Source organism: Pseudomonas sp. ChxA, from assembly GCF_030263855.1.
Classification (GTDB): Bacteria; Pseudomonadota; Gammaproteobacteria; order Pseudomonadales; family Pseudomonadaceae; genus Aquipseudomonas; species Aquipseudomonas fluorescens_CB.
The window spans coordinates 2,995,424-3,016,661 of the sequence record NZ_JARPMK010000001.1; the positions used below are offsets into that span (position 1 = coordinate 2,995,424).

At 61.5% G+C, this 21,238-nt stretch carries 19 protein-coding genes, 1 pseudogene and 1 riboswitch; of the genes and pseudogenes, 14 read left to right on the forward strand and 6 right to left on the reverse strand.

Annotated elements, in window-relative coordinates:
• The first annotated feature begins 1 nt into the window (after position 1).
• The 3 genes from P5706_RS13445 to yghU are packed head-to-tail and all read left to right on the forward strand — an operon-like array spanning position 2 to position 3,448.
• Positions 2-1,171, forward strand: coding sequence for an efflux RND transporter periplasmic adaptor subunit (locus P5706_RS13445; RefSeq protein WP_285679524.1), 1,170 nt, complete (start codon positions 2-4; stop codon positions 1,169-1,171).
• On the forward strand, positions 1,164-2,609 hold the full coding sequence (locus tag P5706_RS13450; RefSeq protein ID WP_285679525.1) for an efflux transporter outer membrane subunit: 1,446 nt from the start codon (positions 1,164-1,166) through the stop codon (positions 2,607-2,609). The genes P5706_RS13445 and P5706_RS13450 overlap by 8 nt, the downstream gene beginning before the upstream one ends.
• Positions 2,610-2,611: 2 nt before the next feature.
• A complete protein-coding gene (gene yghU, locus P5706_RS13455) occupies positions 2,612-3,448 on the forward strand; it encodes a glutathione-dependent disulfide-bond oxidoreductase (protein ID WP_200434129.1) in 837 nt (278 codons plus the stop codon).
• Positions 3,449-4,174: 726 nt separating this feature from the next.
• Here yghU and P5706_RS13460 read toward each other — a convergent pair.
• A complete protein-coding gene (locus tag P5706_RS13460; protein ID WP_285679526.1) occupies positions 4,175-5,224 on the reverse strand; it encodes a LacI family DNA-binding transcriptional regulator in 1,050 nt (349 codons plus the stop codon).
• A 161-nt stretch (positions 5,225-5,385) separates the two neighbouring features.
• On the opposite strand from P5706_RS13460, the gene P5706_RS13465 reads away from it, so the two are divergent.
• The 5 genes from P5706_RS13465 to P5706_RS13485 all read left to right on the forward strand — a co-directional run bounded on the left by P5706_RS13465 (position 5,386) and on the right by P5706_RS13485 (position 9,942).
• On the forward strand, positions 5,386-6,471 hold the full coding sequence (locus P5706_RS13465) for a fatty acid desaturase family protein (RefSeq protein WP_285679527.1): 1,086 nt from the start codon (positions 5,386-5,388) through the stop codon (positions 6,469-6,471).
• Positions 6,472-6,586: 115 nt separating this feature from the next.
• Positions 6,587-6,907 (forward strand): MocE family 2Fe-2S type ferredoxin, encoded by a 321-nt coding sequence (locus P5706_RS13470; RefSeq protein ID WP_017134582.1) that lies wholly within the window; start codon positions 6,587-6,589, stop codon positions 6,905-6,907.
• Positions 6,908-6,909: 2 nt separating this feature from the next.
• Positions 6,910-8,109, forward strand: a complete 1,200-nt coding sequence (locus P5706_RS13475; protein ID WP_285679528.1) for an NAD(P)/FAD-dependent oxidoreductase — start codon at positions 6,910-6,912, stop codon at positions 8,107-8,109.
• 1 nt (position 8,110) lies between these two features.
• Positions 8,111-8,926 (forward strand): sugar phosphate isomerase/epimerase family protein, encoded by an 816-nt coding sequence (locus tag P5706_RS13480; protein WP_200434125.1) that lies wholly within the window; start codon positions 8,111-8,113, stop codon positions 8,924-8,926.
• A 53-nt stretch (positions 8,927-8,979) separates the two neighbouring features.
• Positions 8,980-9,942 (forward strand): Dyp-type peroxidase, encoded by a 963-nt coding sequence (locus tag P5706_RS13485; RefSeq protein WP_285679529.1) that lies wholly within the window; start codon positions 8,980-8,982, stop codon positions 9,940-9,942.
• Here P5706_RS13485 and P5706_RS13490 read toward each other — a convergent pair.
• Positions 9,939-10,811, reverse strand: coding sequence for an undecaprenyl-diphosphate phosphatase (locus tag P5706_RS13490; protein ID WP_065932133.1), 873 nt, complete (start codon positions 10,809-10,811; stop codon positions 9,939-9,941). The genes P5706_RS13485 and P5706_RS13490 overlap by 4 nt on opposite strands.
• 179 nt (positions 10,812-10,990) lie before the next feature.
• On the opposite strand from P5706_RS13490, the gene P5706_RS13495 reads away from it, so the two are divergent.
• A complete protein-coding gene (locus P5706_RS13495; protein WP_285682724.1) occupies positions 10,991-11,497 on the forward strand; it encodes a GNAT family N-acetyltransferase in 507 nt (168 codons plus the stop codon).
• Here the strand turns inward: P5706_RS13495 and P5706_RS13500 are convergent.
• Positions 11,481-12,419, reverse strand: a pseudogene (locus tag P5706_RS13500) (GlxA family transcriptional regulator); the annotation flags it as partial. The gene P5706_RS13495 and the pseudogene P5706_RS13500 overlap by 17 nt on opposite strands.
• 186 nt (positions 12,420-12,605) lie before the next feature.
• Between P5706_RS13500 and P5706_RS13505 the strand changes: the two are divergent.
• The 3 genes from P5706_RS13505 (at position 12,606) to P5706_RS13515 (ending at position 15,092) form a co-directional block, all read left to right on the forward strand.
• Entirely contained in the window at positions 12,606-13,214 is a 609-nt protein-coding gene (locus P5706_RS13505) for a TetR/AcrR family transcriptional regulator (protein WP_200434122.1), read from the forward strand.
• On the forward strand, positions 13,211-13,888 hold the full coding sequence (locus P5706_RS13510; RefSeq protein ID WP_285679530.1) for a type 1 glutamine amidotransferase domain-containing protein: 678 nt from the start codon (positions 13,211-13,213) through the stop codon (positions 13,886-13,888). Before P5706_RS13505 ends, P5706_RS13510 begins: the two co-directional genes overlap by 4 nt.
• A 79-nt stretch (positions 13,889-13,967) precedes the next feature.
• Positions 13,968-15,092, forward strand: a complete 1,125-nt coding sequence (locus P5706_RS13515) for an alkene reductase (protein ID WP_285679531.1) — start codon at positions 13,968-13,970, stop codon at positions 15,090-15,092.
• Here P5706_RS13515 and P5706_RS13520 read toward each other — a convergent pair whose 3' ends face one another.
• On the reverse strand, positions 15,093-16,091 hold the full coding sequence (locus P5706_RS13520) for an NAD(P)H-quinone oxidoreductase (protein WP_285679532.1): 999 nt from the start codon (positions 16,089-16,091) through the stop codon (positions 15,093-15,095).
• A gap of 173 nt (positions 16,092-16,264) precedes the next feature.
• Here P5706_RS13520 and P5706_RS13525 point away from each other — a divergent pair, with 173 nt between their 5' ends.
• Positions 16,265-17,332, forward strand: coding sequence for an NAD(P)-dependent alcohol dehydrogenase (locus tag P5706_RS13525; RefSeq protein WP_200434119.1), 1,068 nt, complete (start codon positions 16,265-16,267; stop codon positions 17,330-17,332).
• Between the two features lie 1,198 nt (positions 17,333-18,530).
• On the opposite strand, the gene mntP is transcribed toward P5706_RS13525, so the two are convergent.
• Positions 18,531-19,094 (reverse strand): manganese efflux pump MntP, encoded by a 564-nt coding sequence (mntP, locus tag P5706_RS13530; RefSeq protein WP_285679533.1) that lies wholly within the window; start codon positions 19,092-19,094, stop codon positions 18,531-18,533.
• A 12-nt stretch (positions 19,095-19,106) separates the two neighbouring features.
• Positions 19,107-19,274: riboswitch (yybP-ykoY riboswitch) on the reverse strand.
• A gap of 81 nt (positions 19,275-19,355) precedes the next feature.
• Positions 19,356-19,928: a LuxR C-terminal-related transcriptional regulator gene (locus P5706_RS13535; protein ID WP_138815063.1), complete on the reverse strand. Its 573-nt coding sequence runs from the start codon at positions 19,926-19,928 to the stop codon at positions 19,356-19,358.
• Positions 19,929-20,058: 130 nt separating this feature from the next.
• Here P5706_RS13535 and P5706_RS13540 point away from each other — a divergent pair, with 130 nt between their 5' ends.
• Complete coding sequence (locus tag P5706_RS13540) at positions 20,059-21,237, forward strand: acetyl-CoA acetyltransferase (protein WP_285679534.1); 1,179 nt, start codon at positions 20,059-20,061, stop codon at positions 21,235-21,237.
• Position 21,238: the final 1 nt, after the last annotated feature.

Sequence of the window (21,238 nt, forward strand, 5' to 3'; positions counted from 1 at the left end):
CATGTCCGTTTCCATTGCTGAAAAAAAGTCGTCCCGTGGCCTGCTGTGGCTGATCGTGGGCGCGGTGACGGTCGTAGTCATCGTCGGTGTCGGCCTGAGCGTGCGTGCCAGTGAATCGCGTGATCTGAAGACCTGGACCGACGCGCAGGCGCTGCCCAGCGTCAACCTGGTCAAGCCTGTGGTGCAAGCGCAAGGCCCGGTACTCAACTTGCCGGGGCGTATGGAAGCCTATTCGCGCGCGTCGATTTTTGCCCGGGTCAATGGCTACCTGAAATCCTGGAATGTCGACATCGGCTCGCGCGTCAAAGCCGGCCAGGTATTGGCCGAAATCGACACCCCGGAACTCGACCAGCAACTGCTGCAAGCCCGCGCCACCCTGGCCTCGGCCCAGGCCGATGAACACCTGGCCGAAACTACCGCCAAACGCTGGCAGGCGATGCTGGCGACCGACTCGGTGTCGCGTCAGGACGTCGACGAGCGCACCGGCGACCTGACCGCCAAACAGGCCAAAGTGACAGCGGCCAAAGCCAATGTCGAACAGTTGGTGGCGACCAAGGGCTTCCAGCATCTGGTCGCGCCGTTTGCCGGTGTGGTCACCGCGCGCAGTACCGACGTGGGCGCGTTGATCAGCGCTGGCGGCGCCGCCGGCAAAGAGCTGTTTGCGGTGGCCGACGTCAGCCGCCTGCGTGTGTATGTGCAAGTGCCGCAGACCTTCTCGCCACAGATTCGCGAAGGCACCACGGCGCGCCTGAGTGTGCCGGAGTATCGCGGCGAAACCTTCACCGGCAAGGTGATCGCCACCGCCGATGCGGTCAACGCCGCGTCCGGCAGCACCTTGGTGCAACTGCTGGTGGACAACCCCGGCGGCCGCCTGCTGCCCGGTGGCTACACCAGCGTGCAGTTTGATTTGCCGGTGCAGGCCGACGTGCTGCGCGTACCGTCCAGTGCCCTGGTTTTTGATGACAAGGGCATGCGCGTCGCCACCCTCGACAGCCAGGACCATGTGCACTTCAAGACCGTTACCATCGCCCGTGACTTTGGCGACAGCGTGGAAATCGCCAGCGGCCTGCAAGCGGCCGACCGCGTGATCGATACGCCGCCGGATGGCCTGGCCGATGATGACTCGGTGCAGTTGGCTGCCGCTTCCGCCGAGGCCAAACCCCATGGCTAAGCGCAACCTGCTGGGCCTGCTCGTCACCTTGAGCCTGGGCGCCTGTTCGCTGGCGCCGCCGCTCAATGTGCCGCCAACACCCATCGCCGCGCAGTTTCACACCCAAGGCCCGTGGACCGTCGGTGCGCCCAACGACCAGGCCAACCGTGACGGCTGGTGGCGCATCTACAACGACCCGCAACTGGACGCTATGCAGCAGCAGTTGCTGAAAAATAACCCGGACTTGAGCGCGGCACTCGCGCATTACCAGCAGTCCCAGGGGTTCCTGGCCCAGGACCGTTCGGGGCTGTTCCCCAAGCTCTCAGCCATCGGCAGCGGCCAGCGTATTCGCCAGTCGGACACCAAACCGCTGCGCTCGGCCACCTCGCCGGACGTTTACAATTCCGCCACGCTGGGGCTTGAGGTGGACTATGAAGTCGACCTGTGGGGCCGCGTGCGTGACACGGTTGCGGCCGGCACCAGCGACTCGGAGGCGGCCAAGGCCGACCTGGCGTCGGTGCGCCTGAGCCTGCAAGCGCAACTGGCCGACAGCTATATCCGCCTGCGTGGAATCGACTGGCAGAACCAACTGCTGGAGCAGACCCGCGACGCCTACACCAAAGCCCTGAGCCTGACCGAAGGTTTGCACGGCGGCGGCATTGTCTCCGGGCTGGATGTAGCGCGGGCACGCACGCAGCTGTCGACGGTCAAGTCCCAACTCAACCAGAGCCTGGTTCAACGGGCGGTGCTGGAACATTCGATTGCGGCGATGCTGGGGGAGTCGGCATCGAGCTATAGCGTCGCCGTGAATGTGGCGCCGATTACCTTGCCCAACGTGCCCACCGGCGTGCCGTCGAGCCTGCTGCAACGCCGCCCGGATATCGCCGCTGCCGAGCGTCGCATCGCGTCGGCCAATGCGCGTATCGGCGTGGCCAAGGCTGCATGGTTCCCGCAGATCACCTTGAGCGCCCAGGGCGGTTATCAGAGTGACGAGTTTGCCCGTTTGCTCAGCGCGCCGAATCTGTTCTGGGCCATCGGCCCGTCTTTGGTAGGTACGATATTTGATGGCGGCGCGCGCCAGGCCCAGGTGGATATCGCCAAGGCTGCCACCGACGAGGCCGCGGCCAAATACCGTGGCGTGGTGCTGGGCGCTTTCGAGCAAGTGGAAGACAACCTGTCGCAGATCGCGGGCCTGGGCAGTGCCCTGGATGACCAGCGTGACGCGGCCGCCGCCGCGCAATACGCCGAAGACCTGTCGACCTCGCGTTATCGCCAGGGCGCCGTGGCCTATTTGGATGTGGTGACCGCGCAAGTGGCGGCGCTGGAAGCCAAGCGCAGTGTCCTGCAACTGCAAACCCAGCAATTAAGCGCTAATGTGGGCCTGATCAAGGCGCTGGGTGGCGGATGGAACGTGGCCCAACTGGCTGCATCGAACAGTATTGAAACCAAGGAGAAGTGAGTATGAGCGACTACGTACCCCCGAAGGTATGGACCTGGGACACCGAAAGTGGCGGCACTTTCGCCAGCATCAACCGGCCCATTGCCGGTGCGACCCATGAGAAAGAGTTGCCGGTCGGCAAACACCCGTTGCAGCTGTATTCCCTGGCCACACCCAATGGCCAGAAGGTCACCATCCTGCTCGAAGAACTGCTGGCCCTGGGGCACACCGGCGCGGAATATGACGCGTGGCTGATCAAGATCGGCGACGGCGACCAATTCGGCAGCGGCTTTGTGGCGGTCAACCCCAACTCCAAGATCCCGGCCTTGATGGACCACAGTGGTGACACGCCGATTCGGGTATTCGAGTCGGGTGCGATCCTGCAATACCTGGCCGAGAAGTTCGGCGCGTTCTTCCCCACCGAGCCTGCCGCACGGGCCGAGTGTTTGTCGTGGCTGTTCTGGCAGATGGGCAGCGCGCCATACCTGGGCGGCGGCTTCGGGCATTTTTACGCCTATGCGCCGAGTAAGATGGAATACCCGATCAACCGTTTTGCGATGGAAACCAAGCGTCAACTGGACGTGCTCGACCAGCGCCTGGCAGTGAGTGAGTACATTGCAGGCGATGAGTACACCATTGCCGATATTGCGATCTGGCCGTGGTATGGCGGCTTGGTCAAAGGCCGTTTGTATGGGGCGTCAGCGGAGTTTTTGTCGGTGCACGAGTACAAGCATGTACTGCGCTGGGCCGAGGCGATTGAAGCCCGTCCGGCGGTGCAGCGTGGGCGGCGAGTGAACCGGGTGTCCGGCGAGCCTGCGGAGCAACTGGCTGAGCGCCACAACGCCACCGACCTGGACTGAAACCCGGTCAAATTGTGGGAGCTGGCTTGCCTGCGATGACGGAGTGTCAGTCGATAAATTTGCAACTGACCCACCGCAATCGCGGGCAAGCCCGCTCCCACATTTTGACCTCCATATTCTTCCAAACTATTTGTAGCACTGCTCGAACTGCACCCATACGTTGCGCTGGCTGAGGCGGTTAAAACACACCCATCTGGACTGAAACCCGGTCAAACTGTGGGAGCTGGCTTGCCTGCGATTGCGGTGGGTCAGTTATAAAATGGGCGACTGACACTGCGCTATCGCGAGCAAGCCCGCTCCCACATTTGGACCTCCATATTCTTCCAAACTATTTGTAGCGCTGCTCGAACTGCACCCACACGCTGCGCTGGCTGAGGCGGTTAAAACACACCCATCTGGACTGAAACTCGATCAAACTGTGGGAGCTGGCTTGCCTGCGATTGCGGTGGGTCAGTTATAAAATGGGCGACTGACACTGCGCTATCGCGAGCAAGCCCGCTCCCACATTTGGACCTCCATATTCTTCCAAACTATTTGTAGCACTGCTCGAACTGCACCCATACGTTGCGCTGGCCGAGGCGGTTAAAACACACCCATCTGGACTGAAACTCGATCAAACTGTGGGAGCTGGCTTGCCTGCGATTGCGCAGTGTCAGTCGATAAATGCTTAACTGACCCACCGCTATCGCGGGCAAGCCAGCTCCCACAGTTTTTGATCGTTGTGTATCAGTTGGACAGGTTCTCCGAGGTCACGATCTGCGGTGGGATATGCACTCGGTGCCGCAGTGGGTCGAAGGCCTCGGCGGTCTGCAATTGCACCAGCAATTCGATCAGCGCGGTGGCCGTCTGCCGAGGCTGCGAGTCCATCACCACATCAATCAAACCCCGGCTCAGCGCCTCACGCGACAACGCGGTGGACTCCTGCAAAATGCAGCACAGCGCCGGCCGTTTGGGCAGTTGCGCCAGGGCATTGATTACGCCGTCACCACCGCCGCCCACCACGCACAGCCCGCGCAGGTCGGTGTGGCGGGTGAGCAGGTCGAGGGTGGCTTCCTCAGTGATATCGCTGTTGTCCAGGTTGATCAGCGGCTCCAATGGCTTGAGGCCCGGCGCATGCTCGGCCAGGTAGCTGTGCAAGCCTTCAACCCGCGCCTGATGGCCGAGAAAACGATGGCCGCCCAACAGGATGCCGACGCTGCCTTTGCGTGCGCCGCAGGTGCGCGCCAGCAGCCAGCCCATGGTGCGCCCGACCACGTGGTTATCCTGGCCCACATACGGCTCCAAGGCTTGTTCGTGGATATCCGACAGCAACGCGACCACCGGCACGCCGGCTTCGCGAACCTGCGCCAGTGTGGCGTTGATCAACGGGTGGGCGAAGCTGACGACGGCGAGCGCGTCGCATTGCACCGCCAGTTGCTCGATTTGCGCGGCGATGGCACTGGGTGTGCGGTCGAGAATGTACTCGAACTGGCAAGTGAGGTTGGCCGTGGCGTGATGCTGCGCGGCTTGGCTGATCGACGCTGCCAGGTTGGCGTAAAACGCTTGGGCGGTGCCCAGCAGCAGGATGCCGAAACGGTAGGTGGGGCGCCGCTCACGAATGCGCTGGCCGATCAGCCGTGCGGCAAAATAACCCACGGCTTCAGCGGCCTGGAATACCTGCTCGGCGGTCTGCGGATTCACCGGCGCACGCGCGTTGAGCACACGGTCGACGGTGGCCACACTCAAGCCTGCCTGGGCGGCGACAGTGGCGATGGTCGGGCGTTTATTATTGTTCATGACAGGCCTCTCAAGCGTCTTGATAGAAAACTATCAAGCCTCGCTGGGCCTGGATGATAGCTTGATAGGGAATGGATTCAAGGCCTTGAGGCGGATTTATCCGCGCTCTATGGTTTGTTCGCAAAGCACCTGTTACCCAACGCTTGCGGAGAACAATAACAATGCCTGAACACACCGCTCACCGCGCTCGGCGCGACTACAGCCTCACCGGCCCTGAAGCTGCCCGCGCCGCTGAAAAGGGCCTGGTCTCGGCCAGTTGGTATCAATCGCCGATCTCGCGTAAACGCATGAAAGAACTGATGCAGCGCCGCGACGGCCCGGCGTTGCTCGATACGGCCCTGTGGGTGTCGGCGCTGCTGGTTACGGGTTTTGGCGGCTACTGGTTCTGGGGCTCGTGGGCCTGTGTGCCATTCTTTATGGCTTACGGCGTGCTCTACGGCACCGCGTCCAACCCGCGCTGGCATGAGACCGGCCACGGCACCGCCTTCAAGACCCGCTGGATGAATGATGGGCTGTACCAGGTGGCGAGTTTCATGTGTATTTTCGAACCGCATGTATGGCGCTGGAGCCATGCGCGGCACCACACCGACACCATCGTGGTCGGGCGTGACCCGGAGATCGTCGAGCCGCGCCCGCCCAGCCTGTTGATGATGGGCCTGAGCCTGTTCAACCTGCCGCTGGCCTGGAAAACCTTCAGCGGCGTGGCGCGCCATGCGATCGGCAAGATGAGCGCCCAGGAGCAGAATTTCATCCCCGAATCCGAATGGCCCAAGGTGTTTCGTGCTGCGCGGATCTGGGTCGGCATTTATGCGCTGGTGATCGGCACCGCGTTGTACCTGCACAGCTGGCTGCCACTGATGCTGGTCGGCCTGCCAAGCCTGTATGGCGCCTGGCTCGGCTATCTGTTCGGTCTCACCCAGCATGTGGGCCTGGCCGAGGACGTACTCGACCATCGCAGCAACTGCCGCACGATCTACATGAATCGCGTGCTGCGCTTTATCTACATGGACATGAACTACCACCTCGAACACCACATGTACCCGATGGTGCCGTACCACGCGTTGGCGCAATTGCACGAAGAGATCCGCAGCGACTGCCCGCCGCCGTACGCGAATATTTTTGCGGCGTACAGGGAGATCCTGCCGACGATCTGGAAGCAGCGCAGCGACCCGACCTACTTCGTGCAGCGCCCCACTCACAGTGGCGAGCGAGCTTGCTCGCGCTGGGCTGCGCAGCAGCCCCAATAAAAACCACCGCATTCTTTCCGACACCACTCGACTGCTGAACTTGGGGCTGCTTCGCAGCCCAGCGCGAGCAAGCTCGCTCGCCACAAGGAAGGCCATTCATAGAGAGAACAACACCATGAACGATCAATGGATCGACGTCTGTGCCGTGGGCGAAATAGACGAAGAAGACGTGCTGCGCTTCGACCATGGGCCGCACACCTACGCGGTGTACCGCTCGGCCGAGAACGAGTTTTTTGCCACTGCCGGCCTGTGTACCCACGAGAAAATCCACTTGGCCGACGGCCTGGTGATGGACCATGTGATCGAGTGCCCCAAGCACAACGGGCGCTTTGATTACCGCTCCGGCAAGGCGCTCGGCGCGCCGGTGTGCGTCAACCTCAAAACCTACCCGGTACGGGTCGAAGCGGGGCGGGTTTTACTCGCCGTGACGGCGTGAGCATGAACGCACCCTTGATCATCGTCGGCGCCGGCCATGCCGGTGGCCGTGCGGCGCTGACCTTGCGCGAAGAAGGCTACACCGGGCGCCTGATCCTGATCGGCGATGAATCGCACATGCCCTATGAGCGTCCGCCGTTGTCCAAAGGCTTGCTGCAAGGCAGCACGGACCTGGCGGGTTGCAGCCTGTGCGACAGCCAGCGCATGGCCGCGTTGGGCATCGACCATATCGCCGGCAACCCGGTCACGCGCCTGGAGCCGCAACAGCATCGGCTGCAACTGGCCGACGGCCAATGGCTGGCCTATGCCGGCTTGCTGCTGGCCACCGGCGGCCGCGCGCGACGCTGGTCTGTGGAGCAGGCTAACGTGCTTTACCTGCGCACCCATGATGAGGCGCTGGCCCTGCGCGACGCCTTGCGCCCCGGCATGCGGCTGGTGGTGGTCGGCGGTGGTTTTATCGGCCTGGAAGTGGCGGCGACCGCGCGCGGCCTGGGCTGCCAGGTAACAGTGCTTGAAGCAGGCCCACGCTTGGCGGGCCGGGTGTTGCCGCCGGTGATCAGCGAAGCGCTGCTGAATTTGCATCGTCAGCAGGGCGTGGAGGTGTACTTGAATGTGGCACTCGAATCGATTGACGCCGACGCGGTGCAACTGGTCGATGGGCAACGCTTGCCGTGCGATCGGGTGGTGGTCGGCATTGGCATGCAACCCAACCTTGAACTGGCCGCAGCGGCGGGGCTGGAAGTAGGGCAGGGCATTCGCGTCGATGCGCAGCTACGCACCAGCGCGCCGAACATTTATGCGGCGGGCGATGTGTGTGAGTTTCGCCTGGGCGGCCTGTATCAACGCCAGGAAACCTGGCGCAATGCCGAAGCCCAAGGCCGCCACGCCGCACTCAACCTGTTGGGGCGTGAGCTGCCGTTCGAGGCGCTGCCGGGTTTCTGGTCCGACCAGTACGACTGGGGCTTGCAGACCGTTGGCGTGATGACCCCGCTGACGGTCAGCCGGGCACTGCCGGGCGGCGGTTTGCTGCTGTTCTACCTGGATGCCGACGGGCACCTGAAAGGCGCTTGCGGCTGGGCGCTCGGCAATGGCGTGGCCAAGGACATCAAGCTGTGCGAACGCTTGATCAGCGCGCGCATTGCACTCAATACGGCCGACCTGGCCGACCCGGATGTTTCCCTTAAACATTTGCTGCGAGGCTGATATGCGCCAATTGCTGGTGTTCCAATCCCTCTGGGCCATGCAAACAGAACCCGGGCCGCTGGAAGCCCAGCTCGATCGCATCGCTGCCGCCGGCTTTGACGGCATCACCGACCATTACTGGAAACCCGCCGAGGTCGCGCGCCTGCACGCTGCCGCCAGCGCCAGGGGCTTGCAGATCGAAGGCCAACTGTTCCCGCAAACGGTGGATGACCTGGCCGCCGCGCTGGATGTGATCAGCCGCTACGGCTGCCACCATCTCACGCTGCAGGCCGATGTGCGCCCGCGCACGCTGGCTGAGGCGGCCCGTTTGGCCGAAGGCTGGCAGCGCCTGGCCGAGCAGGTGGACTTTCCGATCCTGCTGGAGACCCATCGCTACCGCCTCACCAACGACCTGCTGTTTACCCTCGACCTGCTCGCACAGATGCCCGACCTGAAACTGCTGGCCGACCTGTCCCATTACGTCGTCGGCCGGGAATTGCCCGAACCCGGCGCGTTAGAGGACGACGAACACATACGTACGATATTGCGCCACAGCTGGGGCTTTCACGGCCGTGTGGCCAGCAGTGAACAGGTGCAGGTCTCTGTGGATTTTCCCCAGCACCAAGCCTGGGTCGAGCGCTTTACCGGCTGGTGGCGCTACGGGATCGAAGACTGGCTGGCCCGGCCGGACACGCCCGATAGCCTGTCATTCACCTGTGAACTGGGCCCGCCGCCCTATGCAATCACGGACGCAGACGGCGCTGAAATCAGCGACCGCTGGGCCGAGGCGCTGAAGCTCAAAACCCTGATTCGCCAGGTGTGGGAGAGCAGTCATTGATGATCTGCTAATCTGCGCGGGTTAAAACCGCCCTTAGCCTGTGGACTTTCATCATGAAGACTTGCCCTGTTCAGCCACCTCTTGAGCCGCAGTCCGTCTGCCATCCCATCACCAGCAGCGCGATCTTCATGGTGGCAACCGTCGCTCCCGGCAGTGAAGACCAGGTGCGCGCCTGGTGCGGCGATATTGCCGGGCTGGTGCGTTCGGTGGGCAAGCGCGTGCCGGCGGGCAACCTGACCTGCGTCTGCGGTTTCGGCTCGGATGCCTGGAGTCGGTTGTTCGGCGGGCCACGCCCGGCGGCCTTGCACCCGTTTCGCGAGTTCGGCGTGCCAGGGCGCATGGCGCCGTCGACGCCCGGCGATATCCTGCTGCATATCCGCGCCGAGCAGATGGACCTGTGCTTCGAACTGGCCACGCAACTGATGGTGGCCTTAGGCGACAGCGTCAAGGTGGTGGATGAGGTCCAGGGTTTCCGTTACTTCGATATGCGCAGCATCATCGGGTTTGTCGACGGCACCGAGAACCCGGTAGGGCGCAAGGCCGTAAGCTTCACCATCGTCGGCGATGAAGACGCGGAATTTGCAGGCGGCAGCTACGTGCTGGTGCAAAAGTACCTGCACAACATGAGCGCCTGGAACGAGCTGACGGTGGAAGCCCAGGAGAAGGTGATCGGCCGCACCAAACTGGCCGACATCGAGCTGGATGAAGAGACCAAACCGAGCAACTCCCACAGCGCCTTGACCGTGATCACCGACGAACACGGCGAAGAAGTGAAAATCCTGCGCGACAACATGCCCTTTGGCCGCCCAGGCGCTGGCGAGTTCGGCACCTACTTTATCGGCTACGCCCGCTCGCCGCAGCCGCTGGAGCTGATGCTGGAAAACATGTTCGTCGGCCGCCCGGTCGGCAACTACGACCGCCTGCTGGACTTCAGTACCGCCGTGACCGGCGGCCTGTTTTTTGTACCTTCGGCCGATTTGCTCGAAGAGCTGGCCGACCGTCAACCGGGGTCTTAACTGAGCAACCCGGTGCTGACCGCCACAATCAGGAAGATCCCCAGCAGCGCGCGATAAATCACAAACGGCCAGGTGGAGAACCGCTCCAGGAACTTCATCAGGCCCCAGATCGCGAAGAATGCCGAGATACTTGCCACCACCAGCCCGAAAAGCAAATGCGGCCAGGCGTGGGCGGGCATGTCGGCATGCAGCAGCACCCACAGCTCTTTCAAGCCGGCGAGTGCGATGGCCGGCAGGCCCAGCAGGAACGAAAAGCGCGCGGCCTCTTCACGCTTGAAGTTGAGGAACAGCGCGGCGGTCAGCGTCGAGCCTGAACGCGAGACGCCAGGAATCAACGCGCCAATCTGCGCAACCCCAACAATCAGCGCGTCGCGCAGGCGCATTTGGCCCATGTCGCGGGTATGGCGTGCACGCACTTCGGCCACCGCCAGCAGTACCGCCATCACCACACAGGAAATGCCGATCACCATCAGGCCGCGCAACGGCGAGTTGCAGCTGTTGAGGGTCGAGGACAACGCCAGGCCGGCAATGCAGATAGGGATGGTCGCCAGCACAATCGCCACCGCCAGCTTGAACCACGGGTCGTTGTAGTCGCCCCGGCGTACCGCGCCGATGCTGCCCGTGGTGACCTGGCGTACATCGCGCCAGAAGTAACTGACCACCGCCGCCAGCGCTGCCAACTGCATCGCCGCCGAAAACGCCGAGCCCGGGTCTTGCCAGCCGAGCAGGGCGGGCACCACACGCATATGGGCGGTGGACGACACCGGCAGCAGCTCGGTAATGCCCTGGATCACACCCAGGATGAAAATCTGCAGGTAATCCAGGGAGGCAAAGCCCACATCCAGGCCGGCGGAACACACGTTGGTCAAAGTAGAGGTCCTTGAGAAAAAGATCGAAGCCGACGAAGTTTATTCTAAATGTTTCAGGATTTTCGGTTGGACGCGGCAAATCCGCAATCGGTTCAGCAAACAGAAAGGTTATGCAATGTATTGGCCTGCGCGCGTGTTTTGTGTTCAATGGCGCCCTGCGTTTTGTCACCGAGAGCCCCATGCCTGAAACCACCGTTGAATTGATCCAGACTGGCCCCGAAGAGTCCGAGCTGATCCGCAACCTTTACCAGTATTACGCCTATGAGTCCTCGGACTGGGAGCAGGAAGATGTCGAAGCGGATGGCCGCTTCTACATCCACGATGAGCACCTGACCCGCTACTGGCAAGACCCGCAATGGAGCGCCAACCTGCTGCTGGTGGACGGTTATATCGCCGGCTTCCTGCTGATCGAAGGCAGCGAACTGCCGGGCATCGAGGCCCTGGAACTGGCCGACCTGTTCATTCTCAAGCGTTATCGCCGCAAGGGCATCGGCCGCGCCATCGCCACCCAAGTGTTGAGCAGCGGCCATGCCGATTGGCTGGTGCGTTTCTATGACCAGGATGAAGTGTCCCAGGCGTTCTGGCGCGCCGTGCTGGATGATTTGCCGCGCCCGGTGCAGACCCTCGAACTGGAGGATGATCCGCAGTTGGTGAGTTACCTGATTGCGCGGGCGGTGCTGCATTAAAGGCCTGTTGCATGGCCTGCGGCGGCTGCCCAAAGGCACGCAGAAACGCCTGGCGCATGCGCTCGCGATCACCAAAGCCGGTTTCGCGGGCCACCACTTCGACCGGGTGACGGCTGGTTTCCATCATCGCCCGGGCCGCTTCCACGCGCAGTGATTCGATGGCCTTGGCCGGCGTTTGCCCGGTTTCTTCGCGAAACACCCGGCTGAACTGGCGCGGGCTCAAGCGGGCAACATCGGCCAGGGCTTCCACCGACAGGTCGTGGGTCAGGTTTTCGCGGGCATAGGCCAGGGCCAGTTGCACGCGGTCGGACTTGGGGTCCAGTTCCAGCAGGGCCGACAATTGCGACTGCTCACTGCCGCGACGTTGCGCAATCACCAGTTTGCGTGCGATGCGCCGGGCCAGGTCGCCACCCAGGTCGGCCTCGACCATGGCCAGTGCCAGGTCGACACCGGCGCTCATGCCGGCGCCGGTCCAGATCTGGCCGTCGACCACGAACAGTTTATCTTCCTCAAGCTGGATGTGCGGGTAGCGCTTGCGAAAGGCCGGCGCGTGGATCCAGTGGGTGGTGGTGCGCTTGCCTTCGAGCAAGCCGGCTTCGGCCAGCACGAAGATGCCCATGCACAATGAGGCTACGCGCCGTGATTGGGCGGAGGCGGCCTTGACCATTTCGAGCAGGTTAGCTTGCGGCAAGCGAAATTCCAGATAGCCGCTGACGATCAGCGTGTCATAACCCTGCGCGCGGATCGGCGTGGTGTTCACCGAAAAGCCTTGGGAGGTCATCACGGCGCCGCCGCTCTCCGACACCAGGTGAAACTCATAGGCCGGTTCGCCGCGCAGCAGGTTCGCGCATTCAAATACCGAGCCCAGGCTAAGGCTCAGGGATTGAAAGTTCGGGTAAACCATCAGCGCAACGCTGTGCATCATTGTTCTCCAAAAAACGCGGGCCAAGGGCGCGGGAGTGGTGATTGTCGGCGCGTACCGGGTAAACGGCAACCGGCTTTGTGGCATGTCCGGAATCCTTGCGCATCTGACATTGTTGAAGGTTTGCGTGGCGCCTAACATCCCCTCAACGAACTAGACGACTGGTCTAATCGGACGGGAAGCGTGATGAACAACCAAGCTAAAAGTACTCGGCAGGTCATTCTGGACACGGCGCAAGTGATTGTCGGCCGTAAAGGATTTTCTGCGGTGGGCTTGAACGAAATACTACAAGCCGCCGAGGTGCCCAAAGGCTCGTTCTATCACTACTTCAACTCCAAAGATGCCTTCGGCGTGGTCTTGCTCGACAGCTACTTTGACCACTACGTCAACGGCATGCAGCAGTTGTTTAATCAGCCTGGGCTGTCCGGTTTTGCCAAGTTGATGCGCTATTGGCACTCCTGGGTCGACAACCAGACCAGTTGCACCGACGCGGGCAAATGCCTTGCCGTCAAACTCGGTGCCGAGGTGTCAGACCTTTCAGAGCCGATGCGTTTGGCCCTGCAGCGCGGCACCGCCCGCACCATTGCGTTGCTGGCCGAAGCCCTGCAACACGGGGTTGAAGACGGCTCGCTGCCGGCACAGTCACACCCCGAAAGCCTGGCCCGGCGCCTGTATGCGTTGTGGCTGGGGACCAGCGTCATGAGCAAGATCACCCGAACTTCCGCGCCGTTTGATGAGGCGCTGTTACTGACTCAACACCTACTGCAACCCATCGATCGAGGCACTGGAAAATGAAAGTATTAATGGTACTGACCTCTCACGACCAGCTGGGCGATACCGGTCGTAAAACCGGCTTCTGGCTCGAAGAATTTGCCGCTCCGTATTACACCTTCAAGGACGCCGGTGCCGAACTGGTGCTGGCATCGCCGGCCGGTGGTCAGCCACCGCTGGACCCGGTCAGTGACCAGCCGGATGCGCAAACCGACGATACCCGCCGCTTTGCCGCCGATTCGGCCGCGCAGCAGGCGCTGGCCAACACCGTCAAGCTGGACTCGGTGAATGCTGCCGACTTCGACACGGTGTTTTACCCAGGTGGTCATGGGCCATTGTGGGACCTGGCCGAATCGCAAGCGTCGATCGCGCTGATCGAAGCCTTTGAGCGCGCCGGTAAGCCGATCGGGTTTGTCTGCCATGCGCCGGGCGCGCTGCGTCACGTCAAGGCGATCAACGGCGAGCCGTTGGTGAAGGGCCGTCGTGTGACGGGCTTCTCCAATTCCGAAGAAGCCGCCGTGGGCCTGACCGATGTGGTGCCGTTTTTGATTGAAGATGATTTCAAGGCCCTCGGTGGCCTGTATGAGAAGGGCGCCGACTGGCAATCCTTCGTGCTTGAAGATGGCTTGCTGGTGACGGGCCAGAACCCCGCCAGTTCCAGTGATGTGGCCAAGGCCCTGCTGAAACTCACCGCGTAAATTAACTAACCGTTGTAGGTATTGGCGGCTCTCAAGAGCCGCCAACGCTTTTGTTCGCCCTGAATTTGGACAGTGACTCATGACTATGCGTGTTTTAAATACCCCGGTAAAACTGGGGCATCACACTTTGAATAACCGGGTTGTGCTGCCGCCTTTGACCCGTCAACGCAGTGCGCAACCGGGTGATATCGCCACCGACCTGATGGCCGAATATTACCGCCAGCGCGCCACTGCCGGGTTTATGGTCAGTGAAGGCACGCAGATCGAACCGCGTGGTCAAGGCTACGCGTGGACGCCAGGTATCTACACAGCAGCGCAGATCGACGGCTGGCGCAAAGTCACCGAGGCGGTGCATGCCGAAGGCGGGGTGATTTTCGCTCAGCTCTGGCATGTTGGCCGTGTGTCCCATAACGCGTTGCAGCCGGATGGTGCAGCACCCGTGGCGCCGTCTGCGCTTGCGGCGCTGCAAGCAAAGGCGTTCATTGAAACCGGCCCTGGCGTGGGTGAATTGAAACAGCCGCCGGTGCCGCGCGCATTGAGCGTGCTGGAGATTGAGGAACTGGTGGGGCACTACGCCCAGGCGGCACGCAATGCCTTGGACGCCGGTTTTGATGGCGTGGAAATCCATGCCGCCAATGGCTATCTGGTCAACCAGTTCATCTCTGCGCATGCCAACCAACGTGACGACGAATACGGCGGCTCATTGCACAATCGCCTGCGCTTTCTGCGCGAGATCGTTGAAGCCGTGACGGCCGTGGTTGGGCCTGAGCGCCTTGGCGTGCGTTTTTCACCGTTGTTCAGCGGCACTGATCAGGACCGCGTGTATATCGGCCTGGTGGAACAAGACCCGCATCACACCTATATCGAGGCGATCAAGGTGCTGGAGGCGTCGGGCATTGCCTATGTGTCCATTGCCGAAGCCGACTGGGACAACGCACCGGACCTGCCGGAAACTTTCCGCCAGGCGGTGCGCAGCACCTTCAGCGGGCGCATCATCTACGCCGGGCGCTACACCGCTGAGCGCGGTGCAAAGCTGTTGGAGGCGGGGCTGGCGGACTTGATCGCATTCGGACGCCCGTTCATTGCCAACCCGGACCTGCCGCAGCGGCTTTTCAACGGCTGGCCATTGAACCAGCTGCAGGCGGAGGGCATGTACGGCGGCTCGGCGCGGGGCTATACCGACTACCCGGTATACGCCGGCTAATCACGCCACCCGCAGCACAATCTTGCCGATATGGTCGCCACCTTCCATGCGCGCATGGGCCTGGGCGGCGTCGGTGTATTCGTACACCTTGTCGATGATCGGCAGGCAGCGCCCGGCGGACAGCACCGGCCATATGTATTCGCGCAGTTGCTCAGCGATTGCGGCTTTCTCGTCCTTGGTGCGAGCGCGCAACAGCGAGCCGGTGATGACCGCGCGTTTGCCGAGAATCGTCAGCAGGTCGACGTCATTGGCTTTGCCGCCGCCGAGGAAGCCCAGCATCACCAAGTGCCCGTCCATGCCCAGGGCCTTGAGGTTGTTGTTCAGGTAGGAGGCTCCCATGATGTCGAGGATCACGTCGACGCCCTGGTCGTCGGTCTTCTTGGCGATGACCTCGGCAAAGTCCTGCTCGCGGTAATTGATCGGCTCGGCGCCCAGTTTGGCAATCGCCGCGCATTTGTCGGCGCTGCCGGCGGTGGCGAACGCCTGGATGCCGAACTCCTGGCAGAGCATCAGCGCGGTGGTGCCGATGCCGCTGGTGCCGCCGTGGATCAACGCGCGTTGGCCTGTGTGCGCGCCACCCAGGCCGAACAGGTTGGCCCAGACAGTAAAAAAGGTTTCTGGCACGGCAGCGGCTTGAATCCAATCCATGCCTTCAGGAATCGGCAGGGCCTGGCTGGCGGGTACGGCGCAGAACTGTGCATAGCCGCCACCATTGGTCAGGGCACAGACCTTGTCACCGAGGCTGTATTCACTGACGCCATCGCCCAGCGCAACCACTTCGCCGGCCACTTCCAGGCCCGGTATCGGGCTCATGCCGGGTTTCATCGGGTACTTGCCGGCGCGTTGCAGGGCATCGGGACGGTTCACCCCGGCGGCATACACGCGGATCAGAATTTCGCCGGGGCCGGCTACCGGTACGTCTGCGCGACGCGGTTGCAGGACTTCAGGGCCACCAGGCGTGGTGATTTCAATCAGGGTCATTTCTTTGGGCAGTGTCATGTGAGCCTTCCTGTAACGATGAACGTGTGGATTGGGACCGTGGCGGTCGGTCAGCGGTTCAGCGCAAAAAACGGCGAAACCGGACGAAGGGCGGTGGTGTACGAACTCGGTTGAACGGTTCAGCGTCTATGCTGGTCCACTGACCTCTACCGTCAGATCAACAGGTGAACCAAATGGCCAAGACTTATAGCTACGCCGCGCGGGATTCCAAGGACTCACTCAAGCCTTTCACCTTCGAGCGGCGTGCGCCAGGGGCGGATGATGTACAGATCGATATTCTTTACTGCGGCGTGTGCCACTCCGACCTGCACACCGTGCGCAACGAGTGGCACAACACGCTTTATCCGTCGGTGCCTGGCCATGAGATTGTCGGTCGTGTGACGGCGGTAGGCGCCAATGTCAAAAAATTCAAAGTCGGCGACCTGGCCGGTGTCGGCTGCATGGTCGACAGCTGCCAGGCGTGCGCTTCCTGCGCCGAGGGCGAGGAGCAATACTGCGAGAATGGCTTTACCGGCACTTATAACGGCCCGATGTTTGGGGGTGAAAACACCTTCGGCGGTTACTCGGACAACATCGTGGTCAAGGAGAAGTTCGTGCTGCGCATCTCGCACGGCGATGCCAACCTGGCGGCCGTGGCGCCGTTGCTCTGTGCCGGGATCACCACCTATTCGCCGCTGCACCATTGGAAGGTTGGGCCGGGCAAGAAAGTCGGGGTGGTCGGCCTCGGTGGTCTGGGCCATATGGCGGTGAAAATCGCCCACGCCATGGGCGCTCACGTAACGCTGTTTACCACCTCACCGAACAAGCGCGAAGACGGTTTGCGGCTGGGCGCCGATCAGGTGGTGGTGTCGAAGAACCCGGACGAAATGGCCAAGGTCGCCAACAGCCTCGACTTTATCCTCAATACCGTGGCTGCGCCGCACAACCTTGACGCATTTATCAGCCTGCTCAAGCGCGACGGCACCATGACCCTGGTCGGCGCACCCGACAGCCCGCACCCGTCACCGGCGGTGTTCAACCTGATCTTCAAACGCCGCAGCCTGGCCGGTTCGCTGATCGGTGGCATCCAGGAAACCCAGGAGATGCTGGACTTTTGTGCCAAGCACAAGATTGTCTCGGACATTGAGATGATTGATATCCAGGGCATCAATGAAGCCTACGAGCGGATGCTCAAGGGCGATGTGAAATACCGGTTTGTGATTGATATGCAGAGCTTGAAGAAGGAAAGTCACGCGGCGTAAAGCGCGCCTTCATTCAGCACTGAGCGTTGCTTTTGTGTGGGAGCGGGCTTGCCTGCTGTGGCGGTTTGTCGGAGTACATATCCGTTGCTGCGGTAACGGCTGAGTAGGGTTCCGCTCTTACAGCGGGTCACTTTTGGCAAACGCCCCAAAAGTAACCAAAAGGTCTGTGCCCCACCACTCGGTGCCTCGCTTAGGCTCGGCATGCCCTCACTCCGGCTTGAATCCGTGGGCCGCCGCGATGGGCCATCCTTGGCCCAGCGCGGCTAACCCGGCGTCCTGCCGGGTTACCCACGGATTCAAGCCTGCGTTCGGCCATCGTGGTTAACGGGGCGTCTCAGATCAAAATCAAGATCAAGATCTACAGCACGGCGGCCTGAAAGCCGACCTGAGTGGTTGAAGCAAGAGCCAGGTCAAGTGCAAAGCCAAAGCCAAAGCCAAAGCCTATCTACCTGATACAACGCGGTCTAAATGTGGGAGCGGGCTTGCTCGCGAATGCGGTGGGTCAGTCAATTTATCTGTCACTGATACACCGCATTCGCGAGCAAGCCCGCTCCCACAGTTGACCGCATGCAGTTCTGAATATGAGGCCGGCTGCGGATTTACAGGCATTGAAGAGCTGCTTTTCTTTGGGATCTGCCTTTCTGTGGGAGCTGGCTTGCCTGCGATGCAGACACCTCGGTACATCAGGCACACTGAGTTGATGCTATCGCAGGCAAGCCAGCTCCCACCTTTGACCGAGTATGGCTCTGCTGTTGCTTTGCTGTTGCTGTTGTTGTTGCTCTGGCCCTTACATCCTTTTCGATGACGAAGTCAGCGGTCTTTTGATCTGCGCTTTTGATCTTGATCTCAAATCGCCCCGTTAAACACGATGGCCGAACGCAGGCTTGAATCCGTGGGTAACCCGGCAGGACGCCGGGTTAGCCGCGCTGGGCCAAGGATGGCCCATCGCGGCGGCCCACGGATTCAAGCCGGAGTGAGGGCATGCCGAGCCATAGCGAGGCACCGAGTGTTGGGGCGAAGACTTTTTGGTTACTTTTGTCTGGGCCGGCATTCCGGTCTTTACAAAAGTGACCCGCTGTAAGAGCGGAACCCTACTCAGCCGTTACCGCAGCAACGGATATGTACACCACCAAAAGACCGCCATCGCAGGCAAACCAGCTCCCACATATAGCTGTTCAGGACTTAAGTCTCGTAAACTTCACGCGGACAAGTGCTCGTAGAGTATCGTCGCACCCACCAGCATCAGCACCACGCCGCCGACCATCTCGGCGCGTTTGCCCACCACCGTCCCCAGCACCCGCCCAAGCATCATGCCGATGGTCACCATGGTCATGGTCGCCAGGCCGATTGCCGCCGCAGACACCAGAATATTCACATCGACAAACGCCAGGCCTACGCCCACCGCCAGTGCATCGATGCTGGTGGCAAAGGCTGTTACTGCGAGAATCATGAACGAATGCTGGCTGGGTTTCTCCACCTCATCGTCATCGGCCTTGAGCCCGTTCCAGATCATGTGCAAGCCCAGCGCCACCAGCAGGGTAAAGGCGATCCAGTGGTCCCAGTCCTCCACCCAGCGCGTGGCGGCGTGGCCGATGGCCCAGCCGATCATGGGCGTGATGGCTTCGATCACACCAAAGATCAGGCCGGCGCGCAGCGCTTCGACCAAGCGTGGTTTGTGCAGGCTGGAGCCTTTGCCGATGGCCGCCGCAAAGGCGTCCGTGGACATGGCCAGGGCGAGAAGAATAAGAGAAATGGGGTTCACGGTAAGGCTTCCAGTCGGGCTGTATGAGTCAACGACACAACCACACGCCCGACTTTAGGCATGGATGTGTCGCTGGTCTCACCAACCACAACGGTGTTCGTACCACGGCAGGTTGCCGAATATGTTGATACGAACGCTTCTGAACGGGTCAGAAGCCGGTTACTCCCCAACGAAGGGCCGCAGCATAGCTGGCCAGATATGAAAAAACTGTCAATGCCCTGCAAATTCCGCTGAGCGACGTCCGGCAAAGTTCTACGACTGTCACGCCACCATAATAATTTTCGACACCAATTCCACCACCGTCTTGGCCTGCAACTTTCTCATCAAGCGCGCCCGGTGCACCTCCACCGTGCGGTGGGAGATCGCCAGGCGTAGGGCTATTTCCTTGGACTTGAGGCCATTGACGATGTGCATGGCGATTTCCCGCTCCCGTGGCGTGAGATCGCCGGTGCCTTGGTGGGTGCGGTCCAGGCGTTCGAAGTGCCAGATCATCAGCTTGAACGGGTCTTTGGGCGTGAGGGTGTAGCCGTGGGACTTGGCCCAGAACACTTCGCCGTTCTGGTGCTGCATGAAGCGCTCGTCGGAATAGAAGCCGTTTTCGCTCTCCAGCAACCAATCATGGCTGCGCTTGCCAATGGCGTGGTAGTCAGCCTGGGAAGGGTAGATCAGCAGCGTCAGTTGGTTGACCAATGCGTCGCGCGAATAGCCGAACAACTGCAGGAAAGCCTCATTACAGTCGACCATCACGCGGTTGCGGGTGACCAGTTGCGGCGCGGGGGAGAGCTGGAACGCCAGGCGTTCTATGTCGTGGAACTGCTGTGCAAACGCGTTCATTGGGCATCCTGCCTCTTCGCTTTTCTCAACTGGGGCTACTTAGCCATGTAAGTAGTTGCACGAATTGGCGCGCGCCCAACGGTGGGTCATTGTAGGTAAATGTCCGCACCAAAAATAGAAGAAATTGATTATGCCAGCTGATTGCGTCTCCATTGTTGCTGCCGGTCATTCACGTTTTGGTCGCCTTGACGGCACCAGCTTGGAGGATCTGATCGTACAGGTCACCCGCGAAGCCCTGAAGGACGCGGCGATTGACGCGAGCGAGATCGATGCGTTGTTCCTTGGCCACTTTAACTCCGGGTTGGTGCCCGATGGGTTCCCGGCCTCACTGCTGCTGCAGGCCGACCCCGGGCTGCGCTTTAAACCGTCGACCCGCTGTGAAAACGCCTGCGCGTCCGGCTCGGCGGCAATCCTGGCCGGAGTCCAGGCGATCCTGTCCGGCAGCGCCGAGTTGGTGTTGGTGGTAGGCGCCGAAAAGATGACCCACACCACCACCGCCGAGGTGACCCAGGCCTTGGCCGGTGCCGGCTATCAGAACGACCCGGCCGAAGCAGGCTTGAGTTTCCCGCAGATGTTCGGCCGTGCGGCGCGTCAATATGCCGAGCGCTACCACTGCCCGCTGGGCTCGATGGCGGCCATCGCCACCAAGAACCACTCCAACGCTATGGCCAACCCGTTGGCACAGATGCACCGGGTGATGGATTTCGAGCACTGCAACAACGTGTCCAAGAGCAACCCGTTTGTGGCCGAGTCGTTGCGCCTGACCGATTGCTCGCTGATCAGTGACGGCGCTGCGGCGATCATCCTGGCTTCGCCCAAGCGTGCGCGCGCGTTTCGTCGTGACGTGCAGATTCGCACGCTGACCCAGGTCAACGATTGCCTACCGATTGCCCAGCGCGACATCCTCGCGTTTGAAGGCCCGCAACGCGCGATCCACACGGCGTTGCGCGGGGCGAATGTCACCCTGGCCGACCTGAGCTTCGCCGAGGTGCATGACTGCTTCACCATCGCCGAACTGCTGATCTACGAAGCCATGGGCCTGGCGCCCAAAGGTGAGGGGCACCGTGTGCTCGACAGCGGTGTGGTGCGCGCGGGCGGGCGGTTGCCGGTGAACCTGTCCGGCGGGCTCAAGGCCAAGGGGCATCCGGTGGGGGCCACCGGTGTATCGATGCATGCCCTGGCGTTTCGCCAATTGACCGGCGAGCCGATCGGCCTGGCGGTACCCAACCCCGAATTCGGCCTGGTGTTCAACATGGGCGGGATGGCCGTGGCCAACTATGCCTCGGTTCTGCAAGCGCGGCGCAGCTGAG